The sequence below is a fragment of the Rhodanobacter sp. Soil772 genome, from assembly GCF_001428385.1.
Classification (GTDB): Bacteria; Pseudomonadota; Gammaproteobacteria; order Xanthomonadales; family Rhodanobacteraceae; genus Rhodanobacter.
Map to the genome: position 1 here is coordinate 38412 of NZ_LMSK01000003.1, position 17193 is coordinate 55604.

A 17193-nucleotide genomic window follows, 5' to 3' on the forward strand; every position below is an offset into this window, starting at 1 on the left:
CGTGGAGGTGCCGATGCGGATGATGGCAGCAGGCGAATGGGGTGCGCACGGTCGTGGCGAAAAATGCACCGGGAATCATGGGCGGGGTTCGGTCGCGCCGACGGATACCGGTGTGGCCACGGTTATCGCCGCAGTACGGGTTGGGCGCGTGCAGCGGTACCGGAAGCCTTCCGCAATATGCCTGCCGCGTTGCCGCAGCGGTTGTTCAAGGTAGCGGTAGTTCAGGTCGGCCAGCAAGGCAATCATGCCGGCTGCGAGCAGAAACAGCAGCCACGCCGGAAGGTGCAGGGGCGCGTCGCCGGAGCTGCCGAGGCGGAAGCCGAGTTCGCGCAGCAGGAAATATACCGGCACGTGAATCAGGTAGATCGCGTAGGAACGGGCGCCGATCCATACCAGCACGCGCTTGCACCAGCCGTCCGGCAGCAGGTAATGCCGATCGTACGAGGCGAGCCACACCAGCACGGCGGAAAGTGCCGCGATCGCACTGATGCGGTAACGCCAGTCCTGCAGGTCGGCCGAGGTGAGTGCGGCGAGGGCTGCCAGCAACAGGCAGGGCAGCAGCACGCGCAGCCATCGCATGCGCAACAGGAAGCCCGGGTTCAGCGCCGCATACGTCTTGCCGGATGCGGCCATGGCCAGCAAGACACCCAGCGCCAGTGCGTCGGTACGCACCGACATCAGCAGCGGCGTGCGGAAGACGCATAGCTGGACCACGACCAGCAAGATCATCAGCAGGTCGATGCGCCGGCGCAGCATGGCCACGAGCAAGGGCAGCAGCAGGTAGAACTGCTCCTCCAGCGACAGGCTCCAGTAAACGAAACTGGCGCCGTACTCGTAGCGGAAGAAGGCGTCGGCAAAACGGAAATTGGCCACATTCAGCATGCCGGCCACGCTGGCCATCAGGTTGGCATGGATGCTGCCGAAAGCACCGCTGCGATTGAACGCGACCGCAGCCAGCAGGATCAGCCCCAGCCACAGCCAAGCCGAGGGCAGCAGGCGCCAGAAGCGGCGGATCCAGAACGCCCCGATCGTGCCTGCCTGCGCGCGCAGGTTCGTTCCGGCAGCTGCCATCTGGGGCAGCAGGCTGCGCGCGATGACGAAGCCGGAAATGGCCAGGAACAGGTCCACCCCGAACCAGAAATCCGCGTGCTGGAACAGTCGGCCGATCCACGGCAGGCCGGGGTGGAACAGGTTGCCCTGCATGTGATGAAAGGCCACGCCGATGACGGCAACCGCGCGCAGGCATTCGATATCGCGGTTGCGCGTTTCGTGTGGCGCCTGCTCAGGTCGGGTCGACATGCACGGGATCCATCGAGCGGGTTGTGCTGGCAGCCAGTCGGTCGAGGATGAACCGCTGCAATCGTGGCCGCACCACCTCGGCGGAACAGTAACGTTGCAGCGACGCGGCAGCGGCGTTGCCCATCGCCGCATACACTTCCGGTTCGTTCCTGGCTACGTGATAGCTGCGCCGGTAAGCGTCGACCAGCGACTGGTAGTGGATGCGCTGGCGCAGGGTGCGATAAGCCTGGCGCTGATCGTGCGGCCAGGTGCTGGGCTCCACGCTGGAGTCGATGACGAAGGCCCCCTCGGGGGTGACGTAATCCAGCATGGACGTGTGCCGTGGTGCCACCGCCGGCTTGCCGGCCGACATGTATTCCATCAGCGGCAGGCACTGACCCTCGCCGTGCGAGGTGTTGACCGCGTAGGTCGTGGCGCGCAGCAGGGTGTTGTATTCCGGCTTTTGCAGGTAGGCATGTACCAGCACGACGCGGCAGGACAGCCGCCCCATCTTGTAGACCGCTTCCAGCAAGCTCGGGATGATGTCGGCGGGGTCGTGATGGGTCAGCTTGATCAACAAGGTGGCGTCCGCCTTGTCGCGCAGCGCATCGCAGAAGCCGGTAATCATCTCCAGCCAGTTCTTGCGCGCGTCGTGGGGATTGAAGATGGCGGTGTACAGCACGCCGTCCAGGACAAGTTCGCCCTGGTAGTCATGCCGGTTTTCCGGCAGCGGCAGCGGGTCGGGCTGTGCGGCCAGCAGCAGGCTCTTGCGGTACGCCGAAAGATCCGTGCGGCGGGTGTCGATCACCAGCCCGTTGACGGGCAAGGTGACCGGTCCGCCCAGGGGTTCGCGCAAGGACTGCACGCGATCCCACAATGGGGCCGGCACGCTGGCGATGGGAAAGTCCGCACCCAGGGCGGCACGGGTCCGCTCCACCGTGAAGCTGGAGTGGGTCAGTGCGGCACCGAGCTTCGCCAGCACGCGGGTCCAGTCGTTGCGCGGCTTGCCGCCGAATGCCTCGCTGGGCAGGGCCTCGTACTCCCAGGCAAACACCGGGATGGTCGGGCAGGCCAGTCCGATCGGCGTCTTGTTCGGTGGCATGAAGCACAGAAACACGCAGGGCTCGCCATGGCGACGGCAGCTGGCGTGGATCGCGTCGACCTGGCGCTCGGGGTCATCCACCTCGATGACGATACCCAGTTCGTCAAGCAACGGGCGGAACTCCTCCACCACGAAGCGGTAGCTGTATTCGGGGCGCCCCAGTTGCTGCTGGATCTGCCTTGCCGCCGTGCTGGTATGGATCAGCAGGATCATGATGCGACCGGCAGCGGCTGCGATGACGAGCCGGATGCGGGCGATGCAGGTGGCTTGCCCGACAGGGGCAGGTCCGGGCACAGGAACGCATGCAGGTGCGACTTCACGACCTCGTGGCCGCAGTAAGCCTGGATGGCCTCGTGCGCCCGGCGCGACATCTGCCGGTAGCGGTGCGGGTCGTGTTGCGCAACTTCAAAACTGCGCCGGTATGCATCGACCAGCGACTGCCAGTCGAGCTGGTGGTACGAGGTCCGGTTGACCTCGTTGTCGCCATGCGGCCATACCGTGGGCACGTCGGGGTAGCTCGCCACCACGAAGGCAAGGCTGTCGTCGACGTAATCGGCCATGGCGGTGTTGTCCGGAGCGATGGCCGGCACGCCCTCGCCGAGAAACTCGACCAGCGGCAGGCACAGGCCCTCGCACAGCGAGGTGTTCACGTAATAGGTGGTCGCGGCGACCAGGGCGGCATAGTCCTCATCGGGCAGATAGCCGTTGATGGCAATCACCCGGCATTTGAAGGGGGCCAGCTTGGTCAGCAGCATCAACAACTGGATATGCGGATGGGCAAGGTGGGTGCCGGTCAGCTTCAGGACCAGGGTTGCATCTGCGGTATCGCGGAAGGTCCAGCAGAATGCGGTGATCAGATCCTCCCAGTTCTTTCGACCGGCCGCGGGTGCCAGCACGGCGGTGTAGACCACCCCGTGCAGGCGGGTGCGGATGGGTTTGGCCGGCGGCAGCTCCCAGCCGCAGATCAGCGGCGCCGATTCGTCTGCGTCGGTAAACGCGTCGGGCAGGTCGGGTACCTGGACGTCCGCCATGCTCGACCGTGCACGCGTTGGTTCGGGCAGGTCATCGAGGTCGCCCGGAAGAAAAGCGGTCTCGTCCTCCTCGTCAAGGTAGATCAGGCCATCCACGTCGAGGCCCATGCATCGACTGTCAGCCACGCTGGCATTCACCTTGAGCAGCACACCCTGCGCCGCGGGAGGCACGTGGCCATGTTCGCTGCCGTGGGCGATCGGCTTGATCGGCGAGGGAATCGCCACGATCGGGAAGCTTGGCCCCATGCCGCGCCGTACCGCCGCCACGGTGTGGCTGGACAGGGTGATGGCGCGGCCGGTACGCGACAGCACGTAGCGCCAGTCGTGCCGTGGGTCGTCCAGCCAGCATTCTTCCTCGATCTGCTGGGGAATATCCGGGTATTCCCATGCAAACACCGGGATGGTCGGGCAGGCGAGGCCCAGTGGGGTCTTGTGTGGTGGCGCGAACGACAGCAGGACGCAACGCTCGCCGACGGCGAGGCACTGCGCGTGGATGGCGTCGGCTTCCGCCGGGTTTTCCAGCTGGACGACTTCGCCCAGCTCCGCAAGCACCTCGGAAAACGCACGCAACAGGAAGAAATAGCTGTATTCCGGCGCGCCAAGATGCGCTCCGATGCTGCGCTGGTCGATTTGGGCGTGTAGAAGAAATTTCATGCTGTTCCGATCGACCACCACGGAGCCGCCGGGCGGCGGGGATGCCAGATGCTGCATGGTGCCGCAGTATGGGCGTATCGGAAACCTTGGATGGTGCGAGGCGACACACGGGCGCCGGGGTTCGATGGAAAATGAACGGCTTGCTCGCCGTCATTTTGGCGGGTACAGGGCGAACGGGTAAGATGGCTCCCTTATGGCTTGCCCTGATCAGGCCCGGACCCTCGCAGCATGAAAAACCCGAACAAGAGCCCATCACTCGGCCTTGGCACCCGTGCCATCCACGCTGGCCAGCACCCCGATCCCAGCACCGGCGCCATCATGACGCCGATCTACGCCACCTCGACCTACGTGCAGGAGAGCCCGGGCAAGCACAAGGGCTACGAGTACTCGCGCACGCAGAATCCGACCCGGATGGCCTACGAGCGCTGCGTGGCGGACCTGGAAGGCGGCGTGGCCGGCTTCGCGTTCGCCTCCGGCCTGGCGGCGGCGGCGACTGTGCTGGATCTGCTGGATTCGGGCAGCCACGTGATCGCGATGGATGACCTCTACGGCGGCACCTACCGCCTGTTCGAGAAGGTGCGCCGGCGCTCGGCCGGGCTGGACTTCAGCTTCATCGACCTGAACGACACGGCGGCGTTGAAGGCGGCGCTGAAGCCGAACACGCGGATGATCTGGGCGGAGACGCCGACCAACCCGATGCTGAAGCTGGTCGACCTGGCCAAGGTCGCCGCGTTCGCGAAGAAGCACGGCCTGATCCTGGTCGTGGACAATACGTTCTGCTCGCCGATGATCCAGCGCCCGCTGGAATACGGTGCGGACCTGGTGCTGCATTCGGCCACCAAATACATCAACGGGCATTCCGACATGGTCGGCGGCATCGTGGTCGCCGGCAATCGGGAACTGGCCGGGCAGATGGGTTTCCTGCAGAACTCGGTGGGCGCGGTAGCCGGTCCGTTCGATGCCTTCCTCGCCATGCGCGGCCTGAAGACCCTGCATCTGCGCATGAAGGCACATTGCGCCAGCGCGCTGGAACTGGCGGCGTGGCTGCAGAAGCATCCGGCGGTCGAGCGGGTGATCTACCCGGGCCTGAAGAGCCATCCACAGCACGCGCTGGCGAAGCGCCAGATGAACGGCTTCGGCGGCATCGTCACGATCGAGGTGCAGGGCGGCCTGAAGAAGGCTCGCCGCATGCTGGAGCGCTGCGAGCTGTTCGCGCTGGCCGAGTCGCTCGGCGGCGTCGAGAGCCTGATCGAGCATCCCGCGATCATGACCCACGCCTCGGTGCCCGCAGCCAACCGCAAGCGGCTGGGGATCAGCGACGGGCTGGTGCGGTTGTCGGTCGGGGTGGAGGACATAAGGGACCTGCGTGATGAACTGGAGCGTGCGTTGGGTTGAACGGTCCGATCGCCGGTAAATTCGCGTTCTCATCACTGCGCATGCGAAAAATTGATACATACAGCTGTGTGCCGTTCATCCCCGGGATTGTCGATAGCACAGTCGCGAACAAGGTTTATCCGAAGTCATGATTTCAGCCTATCGTCTCATCGACCCGCTCTCTCCATACCGAGCGCTGTGTCGTCACTTCGCGCTGGTTGTGCAGATGGCTCGACGTGATGTTGTAGGCCGTTATCGCGGATCGTTCATTGGATTGCTCTGGTCGTTTTTCAATCCGTTGCTGATGTTGATGATCTACACGTTCGTGTTCGGGATCATCTTCAATTCGCGCTGGAACGCCCAGGTGACGGGCCACTTCGAGTTCGCGATCATCCTGTTCGCGGGATTGAACATCAACTCCATGTTCGCGGAATGCGCCAATCGGGCTCCGACGTTGATTGTGGAAAACACGAATTTCGTCAAGAAGGTCGTGTTTCCGCTGGAAATACTGTCGTGGAGCGCGCTGGGCTCAGCACTGTTCCACCTGCTGATCTCGACGGTTGTCCTGCTGATCATCTTGTTGTTCGTGAAGGGCTCCCTGCCGTGGACGATCGTCCTGTTCCCGATAGTCGTCGCATGCTTTTTGCCCTTTGTGGCCGGTACCATCTGGCTGCTGGCGTCCCTCGGCGTTTTTCTGCGTGACCTCAAACAGGCCACTGGCATCATCACCACGGCGCTCATGTTCCTTGCACCGATCCTGTATCCCAAGGAATTCATTCCCGAGCCATATCGTGACTGGATGTATCTGAATCCGTTGACGGTGATCGTGGAGGCCTCCCAGGACGTCCTCATCTGGGGAAGGCCGCCGTCATGGATTCACCTTGGCCTCTATGCCGTATTGGCGTGCCTGTTTGCATGGCTTGCCTTTGCATGGTTCGAGCGAAGCAGGAAAGGGTTCGCTGATGTCCTCTGACAATTTCAGCATTCGTGTCGACGGGCTCGGGAAACGCTACGAGATCTATGCGCAACCGGCCGATCGGCTCAAGCAGATGATCCTGCCGCGCTTTGGGCGGGCGGTAGGCAAGGATGGACTTGCCTATTTCAAGGAGTTCTGGGCACTGCGCGGCGTGTCGTTCGATGTGCGGCGCGGTGAAACCGTGGGCATCATTGGACGCAACGGTTCAGGCAAGTCGACCCTGCTGCAGATGGTGTGCGGGACGCTCCATCCGACCGAGGGCGTTGTGGAGGTGCCTGGGCGGATTGCCGCCCTGCTTGAGTTGGGAGCCGGATTCAATCCGGAATTCACCGGCAAGGAAAACGTCTATCTGAGCGGACTGCTTTACGGCATCCCGGAAGGCGAATTGCGCAAGCGTTACCAGTCGATCGTGGAGTTTGCCGATATCGGGGACTTCATCAACCAGCCGGTCAAGACGTATTCGAGCGGCATGTACGTGCGGCTCGCGTTCGCGATTGCGGCCCATGTCGATGCCGATACCCTGGTGATCGACGAGGCGTTGAGCGTCGGCGATGTGCGTTTCACGCAGAAGTGCATGCGCTACCTGCGTGAATTCCAGAAGCGCGGCACGCTGCTGTTCGTCAGCCATGACACTGGGGCAGTCACCAGTCTGTGCAGCCGGGCTATCTGGCTGGATTCGGGACGAATGGTAATGGACGGCTCCGCACGCGATGTCGTGGAGAGGTACTTGGCTGAGCAACATGCGGCCGATCGTGCATCGCTTGGCGAGTCAGTAATAGTGCGGGTTCCCATTTCGGCGACTAGTGCGATTACCGACGGAGTGAACGCGGGGCCTGCCACCATGCCGGCAGACGTGGTCGATCCGCGCAAGGCCATGCTGAATGGCGAGGCGACACGCAATCTTGTCGAGATATTCGAGTTCGACCCGACGCAGATCGACAACGAATTCGGTACGGGTGCCGCGCGTATCATCGATGTGCAGTTGTTGAACGGCAATGGCGAGGTACATCGGCTGACGGCAGGCGGCGAAGTTGCCGACCTGATGATCGAGGCCGAGGTGTCCGAATCTCTGGATGCACCGATCTTCGGGTTCTACGTCAAGGATCGGCTGGGGCAGCGGTTGTTCGGTGACAACACTTACCTCAGCTACCGGGAGCAGCCCTTCTGTGCGCGAGTCGGTACCCGACTACGTGCGCATTTCCGCTTTCGTATGCCGGTGTTGCCCAGTGGCGATTATTCGGTGGACGTGGCACTGGCCAATGGAACCCAGGAGAACCATACCCAGCAGCACTGGATCCATGATGCCCTCACCTTCAAGGCGAGCGAGAGCACCATGCGGCATGGGTTGGTTGGTATCCCGATGCACGCCATCGAGATCGAGCTGACGGGAGGGTAATCGATGGAGTTTACGGGCGAGCGCTACGTGCCGACCGAGGCGGGAGAGATCCGGCACGAACACTTGCATCGTTACGCATGGTGCGCGCACCTTGTCGAAGGCAAGGATGTTCTCGACATTGCCTGCGGCGAGGGCTATGGCAGCGCGATGCTTGCGCGAAGTGCCCGTTCAGTAGTTGGAGTGGATATCGCCGACAATGCAGTCGAGCATGCGCGTACGACGTACCATGACATTCCCGACCTTGAGTTCGTGCAGGGCAATGCCGCACAGATACCGCTGAATGATAATAGCGTCGATGTGGTGGTCTCATTCGAAACCATCGAGCATCACGATCGCCATCGGGAAATGCTCAGCGAGATTCGTCGCGTGCTGCGGCCTGATGGGTTGCTGGTCATTTCCTCGCCGAACCGAACGGTCTATTCGGAACTGGCCGGGCATCACAACGAATTCCATGTCAAGGAGCTGGATTTTGCCGAGTTCGATGCGGTGCTCCGGGAGCAGTTTGGCGATATCTACTACTTCGGTCAGAGGCTCGCGGTCGGCTCGTCCATCTTTACGTTGCAGGGTGACGGAGCCACCGTACAGACGATTGACGCACTGACGGACACGGGATCCGAGGTCGTCGAACGTGCCGCGTCACTGGCCGACCCGGTCTATTTCATTGCGATTGCTGGTGTGCTGGACACAGTGTTTCCAGAAAAATTGCGCCCCTCTGTTCTGTTTTCCGAGGCCGAGGATCTTTATACCCATCATCGCAGGGTCGCTGCGTGGGCAGCTGGACTCGACGTCGAGCTGAATGAGTTGCGTGAGGCGTATGGGAACATGGTGCGGGAGCATGAGTCCACGGTGGCTTGGGCCAAGTCGCTAGATACGGAGCTGAATGCCCTGCACGAGTCGTATGGACAGACCCAGGCAGACCATGAAAAGGTAGCCACTTGGGCCAAGTCGCTGAGCGTGAAGTTGACGCAGGAACATGCACACAGCGCCAAACTTGCAGCAGAGCAAGAAGCAGCAATTGCCTGGGCGCAATCCCTGGATAGGGAACTGGATACCCTACGAGAGTCGTACGGGCAGACCCAGATAGATCATGAGAAGGCGGTCACTTGGGCGAAGTCGCTGAGCGTGGAGTTGACGCAAGAGCGTACACGCGGCACTAGACTTGCCGCAGAACACGAAGATGCAATTGCCTGGGCACAATCCTTGAGTGCCGAACTGGATGCTTTGCGCAAGTCGTATGGGCAGACCCAGATAGATCATGAGAAAGCGGTCACTTGGGCAAAGTCGTTAAGTACGGAATTGACACAAGAACGTGAGCGTGGCGCTAGACTCGCCACGGAACACGAAGAGGCGGTCGTCGAAGCAACACGTCTGCATGAGGAACTTGCAGCACTGCAGAGGGAAAAGCGCGAAATGGAAGAATGGGGGCGCGCTGTCGAGCAGCAGTTGGCTGCAATGGGACAGCATATCAAGGGCTTCTCCGGCCAGCACCAGCGTGCCGCGATGGTCGGTGAGAAGATAGTCGAAGCTTTTACGCGAGTCAGCGGCGAACTGAGCGAGCTTCAGTCCCGTTACGCCGCATTGTGTGTCGAGCACGAGAAAGTGGCTCAATGGGCACATGCGTTGGACGGCGAACTGGCCGATCGCAATACCTTTGTCGCTTCGTTGCAGGATGAACACGGTCGATTGAGAGCCCGCGCGGAGTTGCTGAACGGCGAGCTGGCGACATTGGGCAATCAGTACGAACGAGTGTTGCAATCGCGCTCCTGGGCTCTGACCCGGCCGTTGCGTGCGATCGGCATGTTGCTGCGTCGAGATTGGCAGGGCCTGCAGGTGATTTTTGCAGAACGGCGCATGCTTGGAGCCCGTAAGGCGAAGGGGGTGATGGAGGCGCTGGCCGACTCCCTTCCCGTGGCCCAAACCGACGCACTGCAGTCGCGGGACGAGTCGTCCGGGCAACACGTGAGCGAGTTGGCGTTTCCGTTCTACAACGAACCCGAAGTCACCATCATCATTCCGACCTATGGCAACCTGGCCATCACGGCGGCATGCCTGCGCTCGATTGCTGCGCACCCACCGCAGGTGCCGTACGAGGTTCTGGTAGCCGAGGATGCCTCCGGAGATGTCGACATGGGTGCGTTGACCGGGGTGTCTGGTCTTCGTTACGAAGTCAACCCAGAGAATCTGGGTTTCCTGCGCTCGTGCAACCGTGCCGCCGGGTTGGCGCGCGGCCGTTATCTCTATTTCCTCAATAACGATACCGAGGTTACGGACGGGTGGCTGGACAGCATGCTGGACGTGTTCAGGCGATTCCCGGATTGCGGCATGGTCGGTTCCAAGCTGATTTACCCGGATGGTCGACTGCAGGAAGCCGGCGGGATCATCTGGGCCGACGCCAGTGCCTGGAATTACGGGCGCCTGGATGACCCCGCGCGCAGTATCTACAACTATGTGCGTGAGACGGATTACTGCTCGGGCGCGTCATTGCTGATCCCTGCCGAATTATTCGAGCGACTGGGTCGTTTCGATGAGCGTTATGTACCCGCGTATTGTGAGGATTCGGATCTCGCTTTCAAGGTGCGCGAAGTTGGATTAAAGCTCTACTACCAGCCGCGCTCGGTGGTTGTGCATCACGAAGGCGTATCACACGGCACCGATGTCAGCTCCGGCATCAAGGCTTATCAGGTCGAGAACCAGCGGCGCTTCTACGAACGTTGGCATGAAGTACTCAAGCGTGAGCATTTTCCCAATGGTGAAAACGTCTTTCGTGCGCGTGGGCGTACGGGTGCGATGCGGACCATTCTCATCGTGGATCACTATATCCCCCAGCCGGACCGGGATGCGGGCTCACGCACCATGTGGCAGTTCATCCGCATGTTCGTACGGAAGGGCTTCTCGGTGAAGTTCTGGCCGGAGAATCTGCACAACGATCCGGCCTACGCGCCGCTGATGCAACAGCACGGTGTCGAAGTTATCTACGGTGCCGAATATCACCAGGGTTTTGAGCAGTGGATGCACCAGCATGCAGCAGATATCGACGTCGTGCTGCTGAGCCGCCCGCATATTGCGGTCAACTTCATCGAGGCGGTGCGCAAGAACAGTAGTGTGCCCCTGCTTTATTACGGCCACGATGTGCATTACCTGCGTATCGAGGACCGGTTGCGTATACAACCGGCAGACAAGCTGCTGCGGGCGGAGTGCGACAGGGCAAGAAAGCTGGAACACGAAGTCTGGAAGCTGGTGGACGCCGTCTACTATCCTTCTGTCAGCGAGACGCAGCACGTGCGCGCGTGGTTGGATGAGCATGCACCGGAGGTGCATTCCCATACGATAGCCGCATATGCGTTCGATGATTTTCCCGAGCATCCCGATGCGAACCTGGCCAATCGGCACGATCTGGTCTTCGTCGCGGGCTTTGCCCACCCACCGAATGTGGATGCCGCGGAGTGGTTTGTCCGTGAGGTGCTGCCTCTTGTCCGTAGGCACCGCCCGCAGATTCACCTCGATCTGGTCGGTTCCAACCCGTCCGATGAGGTCAAGGCATTGCATGGCGATGGCGTTACGGTTACGGGTTTCGTCACCGATGAAGAGCTTGCGGCACGCTATGCGAACGCGCGCGTTGTCGTTGCGCCACTGCGCTTCGGCGGAGGCATGAAAGGCAAAGTGATCGAAGCCATGCGCTTTGGCGTGCCGTGCGTGACTACGTCGGCCGGGGTGCAGGGTCTCGAACAGACAGTCGGGTTTCTTGCTGCTGCGGATACCGCTGAGGATTTTGCAGAGCGGGTTCTGCACCTGCTCGATGATGATGCCGCCTGGCGTCGAAACTCCGCTGCGGGGCAGGCTTTCGTGCGTGCCAATTTCACGGAAGAAGCGCAATGGAGCGAGTTCGCGCAAGAGCTTTCATGGCGCGTAGCTGCCGAGGAGCGTACGCCATGATCGTACGTGCGCGTGCACCGCTGCGGCTGGGTCTCGCCGGCGGTGGCACCGATGTATCACCTTACTGCGATGTCTACAGCGGTCGCGTGATGAACGTCACCATCGACCGCTATGCGTATGCGATCTTGACGGCAGGCAACGGACGAGAGACCTGTTTTCATGCACTCGATGTACGCCACGAAGAGACGCATTCCTGTGACGAGAGTGTTGCGGGCGGCGGGCCACTGCAATTGCTCAAAGGCGTGTACGCGCGGGTGTCGCGCGATTTTCTTCACGGCGAACAACCGTCGCTGACGGTGAAGACGTTCTCGGATGCTCCGCCAGGTTCCGGGTTGGGCTCGTCCTCGACCATGGTGGTGGCGCTGTTGCAGGCGTTCGTCGAATATTTCTCGCTGCCTCTGGGTGAGTACGAAGTGGCGCAGCTCGCCTATGACATCGAGCGCAAGGATCTGGGCCTGGCGGGCGGCAAGCAGGATCAATATGCAGCCACCTTTGGCGGCTTCAACTTCATGGAGTTCTACGCGGACGATCGGGTCATCGTCAATCCGTTGCGCATAAAAGATTGGGTCTGGGCTGAACTCGAGAGTTCACTGGTGCTGTACTTCACCGGTGTTTCGCGCGCTTCCGCCGACATTATCGATCAGCAATCGCGCAATGTGGGCAACAAGAATCAGGCTTCTATCGATGCCATGCATCAGCTGAAGGACGAAGCCATTCAGATGAAGGAATGCATCCTCAAGGGCGACCTTCGTCGGCTGGAGTCCACGCTTCAAGCGGGTTGGGTGGCGAAGAAGAAAACCGCCACCAGCATCAGCAATCCACTGATCGAAAAGGTCGAGAAAGTTGCTTTCGCCAACGGCGCGCGCGCCGCCAAGGTGTCCGGTGCCGGCGGCGGCGGCTTCATGATGTTCCTGTGCAGCCCCGAGCAGCGCATCGGCCTGACTCGTGCGTTATTGGAGCAAGGTGGCAGCATCATGGATTTTCATTTCACGCATCAAGGAGCCACCTCATGGCGGATCATCTGAACGGACACATCGACGGCGAGTTCGACAAGTCAATCAAGCTGCTGCACGCCATGTCCATGGACACGGTACTGCGAGAGTCGATACCGCGTGCGGTAGCGCTGTCGGTGGAGGCGCTCAAGGGTGGCAACAAGCTGATGTTTGCGGGTAACGGCGGTAGTGCCGCGGATGCACAGCATTGGGCGGGTGAACTGGTCAGCCGCTTCTATTTCGATCGCCCGGGTCTTCCGGCTATCGCCTTGACGACGGACACCAGCATCCTCACGGCCATTGGCAACGACTATGGCTATGACTATGTCTTCGCCCGGCAGGTAGAGGCGCTTGGCCGCAAGGGTGATGTGTTTTTTGCCATTTCTACATCAGGCAATTCGAAGAACATCCTGCGGGCGATCGAGGCGGCTCGGACCATCGGCATCAAGGTGATCGGGTTTACCGGGCAGGGCGGCGGAAAGATGGCTGAACTGTGTGACCTGTGCTTCCGCATGCCGTCGTCGGAGACACCGAAGATCCAGGAAGGGCACGAGTTCATTGGTCATCTCCTGTGCGGCCTGATCGAGCACGAGATATTCGGCCATGGCGCGCACTGACGAGGCGGTAATTCTTGCCGGTGGTTTCGGTACCCGTTTACAGAGCGTCGTCAGCGATGTGCCCAAGCCGCTCGCGCCGATCCAGGGCAAGCCGTTTCTTGCTTTTCTGCTCGATCGGTTGGCCGTGCAGGGGTTCCGGCGGGTAGTGCTGGCGACCGGCTACATGGGCGACAAGGTTCGCCAGGTAATGGGCGATCGCTGGCACGGCATGTCACTGATTTATTCGCAGGAACAGCAACCGTTGGGTACCGGCGGAGCGATCGCCCAAGCGTTTCCGCGAATCCATGGTGATGCGTTGTTCGTGCTCAATGGTGACACCTATCTCGAGCTTGATTATGGTGCCTTCGACGAACAAGCAGATGCGTCTGGCGCGAAGCTCGGTATGGCACTCGCCCAGGTGCCGGATGTAGCCCGCTATGGTGCCGTCCAAGTCCAGGGGCATCGGGTGATCGGTTTTTCCGAAAAGGGGTTGCGCGGTCCGGGTTACATCAATGCGGGTGTGTACCGGCTGGCACGCGAGGTTGCAGGTGCTTTCCCTGCGCTTGCCAGTTTCTCTTTCGAGAACGCGGTACTGGTTCCGGCAGTACAGGATGGGCAGGTGCAAGCCTTTACTCAAACTGCGGCGTTTATCGATATCGGTGTACCGGAGGATTACTCCCGCGCGCAGCTTGAGCTCGGTGGAAGCGAGAGCGGCGCCTGATGGGACTGCAACCGGCGCTTTTTCTCGATCGGGATGGCGTGATCAACGTTGATCACGGCTATGTCTGCACGCCAGACCGCACGGAGTTCGTCGACGGGATATTTGATCTCGTGCGGCTGGCCAATCGACGAAACCATCGGGTGGTAGTCGTCACCAACCAGGCGGGTATTGCCCGGGGCTACTACTCCGAGGATGAGTTCCGGCGCTATATGGAATGGATGTCCAGCGTGTTCGAGGAACATCAGGCCAGACTGGATGCGGTCTACTACTGTCCGCACCATCCCGCCACTGGGCAAACGGGATACTTGCGCGCTTGTACCTGCCGCAAGCCCGCCCCAGGCATGATCCTGGCAGCACAGCGGGACTTGGCTCTGGATCTGGCGGCATCCGTTCTCGTCGGCGACAAGCCATCCGATATTGCTGCTGGCCAAGCAGCGGGGGTCGGGCTATGTGTACTGGTCGGCACAAATGGCGCGACGGGGCATGGCATCACAGAGGACTTGAGGGCGATGGTTGATGTGCTTGCGGTGCGCCAGGCAGGAGACCATCAATCAGTCCTTATCGGGTCAGATATCATCATCAACACAGCATCCACGAGGTGAGCACGTGAGTATTTCGTTTTTCAGTGCAGCAGCCAGAGCAACCCTTATTGTCGCGTTGACGTGGGGCGTGGCTGCTTGCTCACCCGGGGAGTCCTATACCGGTTCCTCAGCACCGGCGGCCCCGGCGAAAGCTGCAAGCACTGCAACAGGCTCCGCCTTGATGGCGGCAGGTGTGAAGCTCCAATCCGAGCCAGCTGTTCTCGAACAGTGCGGTGCCTTGCGTGGGAAGCGTGCTGCGGTCAAGGTGAGCTGGGATGCCACGACGGCACGCGTCAACACAGTGAAGATCTGGGTGCAGGATCCCAGCAAGGAGCCCAAGCTTTGGGCCGCCACCGGCGCTGCGGGAAGCAAAGTGAGCGGGGCCTGGATGACCGATGGCAGTGCTTTCATCCTGACCGATGCCGGTGGCAGGCAACTCGCCAGATTGGTCATGCGCGCCGCGTCGTGTGGTTGAATTGAATGGCGCCGCTGGTCGGTCTGTAGTCGAACACCGTCATCAGGGATTACATGCGAAAGTGCCTTGCGAGATGTGTCTGCGCAGATCGCGATTGTGCAAAATCTTGCGCTCGATCCGTACAAGACGTAATGGGTCTGCAACGAACGATGCTGATGCTCTTACTTGTCCAAGCGAGCACTATGAGCCTCAGATAAATTCGGTAATGTGACTCGGGAATTCGGCCATCCGATTGCGGCAACATACGATGGTCTGTGCGCCCACGGTTGGCGGCTTGCACTGTGTCGCCAGGGTATATGGTGTGTTCCGGCGCTTGAGAGCTGTGGCTGTGGCGAGTTCAATGCCTTGCCGATGAACGACGCGCTTTGAAGTGATATGGGTGCGGAAGTTAATCTTGATGATTCCACGATTTTGGAGTGTGCACAGATGGCTACGAAGATGACATACGTGAAAACCGCACTGCTTGCCTTGGCACTTTGCTCGGCGTTGGCATTGCAGGGCTGCAGTGAAGAGAGTGATACGAATTCGCAGGCCTCTGCCCCACAGGCCGCGGCAGCCGAGGCGACTTCCACGAATGTTTCATCCAGCCTGCGGATATCCGGATTCGGCCCGACCCCGGTCAAGGCGGGTGAGCCGTTCAACGTGCAGCCGAATCAGCAGGCAGCGCTTTGGGTACGTGTTGACCAGCCACTGGATGGCACCGACGCAGCGGTTTATCTCGATGGCGTGAAGCTGCAAAGCTATATTTCCGGCAATCTCATCACCGCTGCCGTGCCCGCCAGTCTTTATGCGAAGGCGGGCCAGTACGCGCTGCATGTCGCCGGGAGCAAGGGCAAACAGTCCTATCAAAGCGGTGACGTGCAGTTCATCGTTCAGTAAGTGATGAACTGCGCTCTCCGCACATGCAGGGAGCAGGCCGTGTCGCTTCACTAATCCAAGGTGTATGCATGCCATCCGGAAGAACCGTCGCGGAAGGGTTGGCAACCAGGAAAGACAATTTCCTGTTGCTGCGGGTCATCGCTGCCCTGATGGTCATTTATGGGCACAGCTTTGCGCTGTCTCCGATCCCCGGTGCGCGCGATATCTTCCTGCGCCTCAACTGGGACACGTACAGCGGAGATATCGCCGTCGATATCTTCTTTGTGCTCAGCGGGTTTATGGTGAGCGGAAGCTATCTTCGGCGCTCGGATCCGGTCGATTACCTCAAGGCACGCCTGCTGCGCATTGTCCCCGCATTGCTTGCCTGCCTGATCGTCACCGCGTTTGTGATCGGCCCGATACTTACCAGTCTGTCACTGACGGATTACCTGCGATCGCACGGTGTAACCCATTACGTCGTGCAGAATCTCAAGTTCTCCTCCGACGTGTCATATACGCTGCCTGGCGTGTTTCAATCCAACCCGTTCGGGCCATCCGTCAATGGCAGTCTCTGGACGCTGCCGGCCGAATTCCACATGTATCTCTTCGTGGCCATCATCGGCGCGGTAGGCCTGCTTCGCAGTCGAAAACTTACACTTCTCGTCCTCGCAGGACTGGCACTTGCGGGTGTTTTCCGTCCGGAGCTTTTGCCACTGCACTGGATGTGGGTGCGCCTGGCCGGTTACTTCCTGCTCGGCATAGCCGTGCAGCTGTACAAGGACAAGATCGAGATAAGCCATGTCGGTATGCTTGCACTGTTATTTGCAACCTATCTGTGTCGACGTGCGGAAATCTACCCGTGGGTGTTTGCGCTGGCGCTCACCTACTTCTGTTTCTGGTTTGGCTACTGCGTGCGGCTGCCATCCATTGAGAAGTATGGCGACCCTTCCTACGGAGCCTATCTGTGGGGCTGGCCGCTGCAGCAGGTTTATGCAGCGATGTTTCCGCACGCCGCACCTTCGCTTTCGTTCCTTGTCTGTGGGTGCGCGGCCCTCGCGCTCGGCTACCTTTCCTGGCACACGGTTGAACGACAGGCACTGCGTTTGAAATCCGTACGCCTTTGGCCGCTCACTGCGCCAGCGACGACGCAGGACGGGCTGGACCGCCGCGGCACATAAACCCGTAATAACGGGCCGTGCGACAGTCCTGCTAAGCTCCATGACGAT

General features: G+C 60.7%; 14 protein-coding genes. 11 read left to right on the forward strand and 3 right to left on the reverse strand.

What is annotated here, in order from left to right; translation table 11 throughout:
- Positions 1-75 precede the first annotated feature (75 nt).
- Genes ASG75_RS11860 through ASG75_RS11870 form a run of 3 tightly spaced genes read right to left on the reverse strand, consistent with a single transcriptional unit; the run spans position 76 to position 4065 of the window.
- The gene (locus tag ASG75_RS11860; RefSeq protein WP_056389507.1) at positions 76-1299 is read right to left on the reverse strand and encodes an acyltransferase; all 1224 of its coding nucleotides are present in this window, start codon (positions 1297-1299) and stop codon (positions 76-78) included.
- Entirely contained in the window at positions 1283-2593 is a 1311-nt protein-coding gene (locus tag ASG75_RS11865) for a glycosyltransferase (protein ID WP_056389509.1), read from the reverse strand. The genes ASG75_RS11860 and ASG75_RS11865 overlap by 17 nt, the downstream gene beginning before the upstream one ends.
- Positions 2590-4065 (reverse strand): glycosyltransferase, encoded by a 1476-nt coding sequence (locus tag ASG75_RS11870; RefSeq protein ID WP_157616963.1) that lies wholly within the window; start codon positions 4063-4065, stop codon positions 2590-2592. Before ASG75_RS11870 ends, ASG75_RS11865 begins: the two co-directional genes overlap by 4 nt.
- A gap of 228 nt (positions 4066-4293) precedes the next feature.
- Here ASG75_RS11870 and ASG75_RS11875 point away from each other — a divergent pair, with 228 nt between their 5' ends.
- From ASG75_RS11875 to ASG75_RS11925, 11 genes are all read left to right on the forward strand, one after another.
- Entirely contained in the window at positions 4294-5460 is a 1167-nt protein-coding gene (locus tag ASG75_RS11875) for a PLP-dependent aspartate aminotransferase family protein (protein WP_056389515.1), read from the forward strand.
- 127 nt (positions 5461-5587) lie between these two features.
- Positions 5588-6412: an ABC transporter permease gene (locus ASG75_RS11880; protein ID WP_056389518.1), complete on the forward strand. Its 825-nt coding sequence runs from the start codon at positions 5588-5590 to the stop codon at positions 6410-6412.
- Positions 6402-7811: an ABC transporter ATP-binding protein gene (locus tag ASG75_RS11885; protein WP_056389520.1), complete on the forward strand. Its 1410-nt coding sequence runs from the start codon at positions 6402-6404 to the stop codon at positions 7809-7811. Before ASG75_RS11880 ends, ASG75_RS11885 begins: the two co-directional genes overlap by 11 nt.
- Before the next feature lie 3 nt (positions 7812-7814).
- Positions 7815-11744: a glycosyltransferase gene (locus ASG75_RS16025; RefSeq protein ID WP_082547593.1), complete on the forward strand. Its 3930-nt coding sequence runs from the start codon at positions 7815-7817 to the stop codon at positions 11742-11744.
- Entirely contained in the window at positions 11741-12769 is a 1029-nt protein-coding gene (locus tag ASG75_RS11895; RefSeq protein WP_056389523.1) for a dehydrogenase, read from the forward strand. Before ASG75_RS16025 ends, ASG75_RS11895 begins: the two co-directional genes overlap by 4 nt.
- The gene (locus tag ASG75_RS11900) at positions 12754-13353 is read left to right on the forward strand and encodes a D-sedoheptulose 7-phosphate isomerase (protein ID WP_056389526.1); all 600 of its coding nucleotides are present in this window, start codon (positions 12754-12756) and stop codon (positions 13351-13353) included. Before ASG75_RS11895 ends, ASG75_RS11900 begins: the two co-directional genes overlap by 16 nt.
- Positions 13340-14053 carry a nucleotidyltransferase family protein gene (locus ASG75_RS11905; RefSeq protein WP_056389529.1) on the forward strand — a complete coding sequence of 238 codons (714 nt, stop codon included), beginning with the start codon at positions 13340-13342 and terminating at the stop codon, positions 14051-14053. Before ASG75_RS11900 ends, ASG75_RS11905 begins: the two co-directional genes overlap by 14 nt.
- On the forward strand, positions 14053-14655 hold the full coding sequence (locus tag ASG75_RS11910) for an HAD family hydrolase (protein WP_082547594.1): 603 nt from the start codon (positions 14053-14055) through the stop codon (positions 14653-14655). The genes ASG75_RS11905 and ASG75_RS11910 overlap by 1 nt, the downstream gene beginning before the upstream one ends.
- Before the next feature lie 4 nt (positions 14656-14659).
- Complete coding sequence (locus ASG75_RS16355) at positions 14660-15109, forward strand: hypothetical protein (RefSeq protein WP_157616964.1); 450 nt, start codon at positions 14660-14662, stop codon at positions 15107-15109.
- 447 nt (positions 15110-15556) lie between these two features.
- A complete protein-coding gene (locus ASG75_RS11920) occupies positions 15557-15988 on the forward strand; it encodes a hypothetical protein (RefSeq protein WP_157616965.1) in 432 nt (143 codons plus the stop codon).
- Between the two features lie 68 nt (positions 15989-16056).
- Positions 16057-17145 (forward strand): acyltransferase, encoded by a 1089-nt coding sequence (locus ASG75_RS11925; RefSeq protein ID WP_162253108.1) that lies wholly within the window; start codon positions 16057-16059, stop codon positions 17143-17145.
- Positions 17146-17193 lie beyond the last annotated feature (48 nt).